This window comes from Pseudomonas sp. SJZ080, assembly GCF_007828295.1.
GTDB classification, from domain to species: domain Bacteria; phylum Pseudomonadota; class Gammaproteobacteria; order Pseudomonadales; family Pseudomonadaceae; genus Aquipseudomonas; species Aquipseudomonas migulae_A.
The window spans coordinates 1-3,234 of the sequence record NZ_VIUK01000057.1 but is presented as its reverse complement, the minus strand read 5'-3'; the positions used below and the strand labels follow the sequence as shown (position 1 = coordinate 3,234).

Here is a 3,234-nt window from a genome sequence, read left to right as displayed (position 1 = left end):
GTTAACGGATCAGGCTAAGGTAAAATTTGTGAGTTTAATCGCGAATTTTCGGCGAATGTCGTCTTCACAGTATAACCAGATTGCTTGGGGTTATATGGTCAAGTGAAGAAGCGCATACGGTGGATGCCTTGGCAGTCAGAGGCGATGAAAGACGTGGTAGCCTGCGAAAAGCTTCGGGGAGTCGGCAAACAGACTTTGATCCGGAGATGTCTGAATGGGGGAACCCACCTAACATAAGTTAGGTATCTTAAGCTGAATACATAGGCTTAAGAAGCGAACCAGGGGAACTGAAACATCTAAGTACCCTGAGGAAAAGAAATCAACCGAGATTCCCTTAGTAGTGGCGAGCGAACGGGGACTAGCCCTTAAGTGGCTTTGAGATTAGCGGAACGCTCTGGAAAGTGCGGCCATAGTGGGTGATAGCCCTGTACGCGAAAATCTCTTGGTCATGAAATCGAGTAGGACGGAGCACGAGAAACTTTGTCTGAATATGGGGGGACCATCCTCCAAGGCTAAATACTACTGACTGACCGATAGTGAACTAGTACCGTGAGGGAAAGGCGAAAAGAACCCCGGAGAGGGGAGTGAAATAGATCCTGAAACCGTATGCGTACAAGCAGTGGGAGCCCACTTTGTTGGGTGACTGCGTACCTTTTGTATAATGGGTCAGCGACTTATTTTCAGTGGCGAGCTTAACCGAATAGGGGAGGCGTAGCGAAAGCGAGTCTTAATAGGGCGTCTAGTCGCTGGGAATAGACCCGAAACCGGGCGATCTATCCATGGGCAGGTTGAAGGTTGGGTAACACTAACTGGAGGACCGAACCGACTACCGTTGAAAAGTTAGCGGATGACCTGTGGATCGGAGTGAAAGGCTAATCAAGCTCGGAGATAGCTGGTTCTCCTCGAAAGCTATTTAGGTAGCGCCTCATGTATCACTGTAGGGGGTAGAGCACTGTTTCGGCTAGGGGGTCATCCCGACTTACCAAACCGATGCAAACTCCGAATACCTACAAGTGCCGAGCATGGGAGACACACGGCGGGTGCTAACGTCCGTCGTGAAAAGGGAAACAACCCAGACCGTCAGCTAAGGTCCCAAAGTTATGGTTAAGTGGGAAACGATGTGGGAAGGCTTAGACAGCTAGGAGGTTGGCTTAGAAGCAGCCACCCTTTAAAGAAAGCGTAATAGCTCACTAGTCGAGTCGGCCTGCGCGGAAGATGTAACGGGGCTCAAACCATACACCGAAGCTACGGGTATCACTTAGGTGATGCGGTAGAGGAGCGTTCTGTAAGCCTGTGAAGGTGAGTTGAGAAGCTTGCTGGAGGTATCAGAAGTGCGAATGCTGACATGAGTAACGACAATGGGTGTGAAAAACACCCACGCCGAAAGACCAAGGTTTCCTGCGCAACGTTAATCGACGCAGGGTTAGTCGGTCCCTAAGGCGAGGCTGAAAAGCGTAGTCGATGGAAAACAGGTTAATATTCCTGTACTTCTGGTTATTGCGATGGAGGGACGGAGAAGGCTAGGCCAGCTTGGCGTTGGTTGTCCAAGTTTAAGGTGGTAGGCTGGAATCTTAGGTAAATCCGGGATTCTAAGGCCGAGAGCTGATGACGAGTGTTCTTTTAGAACACGAAGTGGTTGATGCCATGCTTCCAAGAAAAGCTTCTAAGCTTCAGGTAACCAGGAACCGTACCCCAAACCGACACAGGTGGTTGGGTAGAGAATACCAAGGCGCTTGAGAGAACTCGGGTGAAGGAACTAGGCAAAATGGCACCGTAACTTCGGGAGAAGGTGCGCCGGTGAGGGTGAAGGACTTGCTCCGTAAGCTCATGCCGGTCGAAGATACCAGGCCGCTGCGACTGTTTATTAAAAACACAGCACTCTGCAAACACGAAAGTGGACGTATAGGGTGTGACGCCTGCCCGGTGCCGGAAGGTTAATTGATGGGGTTAGCTAACGCGAAGCTCTTGATCGAAGCCCCGGTAAACGGCGGCCGTAACTATAACGGTCCTAAGGTAGCGAAATTCCTTGTCGGGTAAGTTCCGACCTGCACGAATGGCGTAACGATGGCGGCGCTGTCTCCACCCGAGACTCAGTGAAATTGAAATCGCTGTGAAGATGCAGTGTATCCGCGGCTAGACGGAAAGACCCCGTGAACCTTTACTATAGCTTTGCACTGGACTTTGAATTTGCTTGTGTAGGATAGGTGGGAGGCTTTGAAGCGTGGACGCCAGTTCGCGTGGAGCCAACCTTGAAATACCACCCTGGCAACTTTGAGGTTCTAACTCAGGTCCGTTATCCGGATCGAGGACAGTGTATGGTGGGTAGTTTGACTGGGGCGGTCTCCTCCTAAAGAGTAACGGAGGAGTACGAAGGTGCGCTCAGACCGGTCGGAAATCGGTCGTAGAGTATAAAGGCAAAAGCGCGCTTGACTGCGAGACAGACACGTCGAGCAGGTACGAAAGTAGGTCTTAGTGATCCGGTGGTTCTGTATGGAAGGGCCATCGCTCAACGGATAAAAGGTACTCCGGGGATAACAGGCTGATACCGCCCAAGAGTTCATATCGACGGCGGTGTTTGGCACCTCGATGTCGGCTCATCACATCCTGGGGCTGAAGCCGGTCCCAAGGGTATGGCTGTTCGCCATTTAAAGTGGTACGCGAGCTGGGTTTAGAACGTCGTGAGACAGTTCGGTCCCTATCTGCCGTGGACGTTTGAGATTTGAGAGGGGCTGCTCCTAGTACGAGAGGACCGGAGTGGACGAACCTCTGGTGTTCCGGTTGTCACGCCAGTGGCATTGCCGGGTAGCTATGTTCGGAATAGATAACCGCTGAAAGCATCTAAGCGGGAAACTAGCCTCAAGATGAGATCTCACTGGGACCTTGAGTCCCCTGAAGGGCCGTCGAAGACTACGACGTTGATAGGTTGGGTGTGTAAGCGCTGTGAGGCGTTGAGCTAACCAATACTAATTGCCCGTGAGGCTTGACCATATAACACCCAAGCAATTTGCTTGCTTCGAGCTGAAAAGCGAAAGAGCACCAGATTGCGGTGTGTGAAGACGAAACGAACCGAAAGTTCGAGAGAAACACACAAACTATCGCATACCCAATTCGCTGGAACGTCGAAAGACGCGTCAGCTCAAGAATTTCTTGACGACCATAGAGCATTGGAACCACCTGATCCCATCCCGAACTCAGCAGTGAAACGATGCATCGCCGATGGTAGTGTGGGGTTTC

General features: G+C 51.4%; 2 rRNA genes. Both read left to right on the top strand.

Annotated elements, in window-relative coordinates:
- Positions 1-96 precede the first annotated feature (96 nt).
- A 23S ribosomal RNA gene (locus FBY04_RS32105) occupies positions 97-2,988 on the top strand.
- Positions 2,989-3,146: 158 nt separating this feature from the next.
- Positions 3,147-3,234, top strand: a 5S ribosomal RNA gene (gene rrf / locus FBY04_RS32100); the annotation flags it as partial.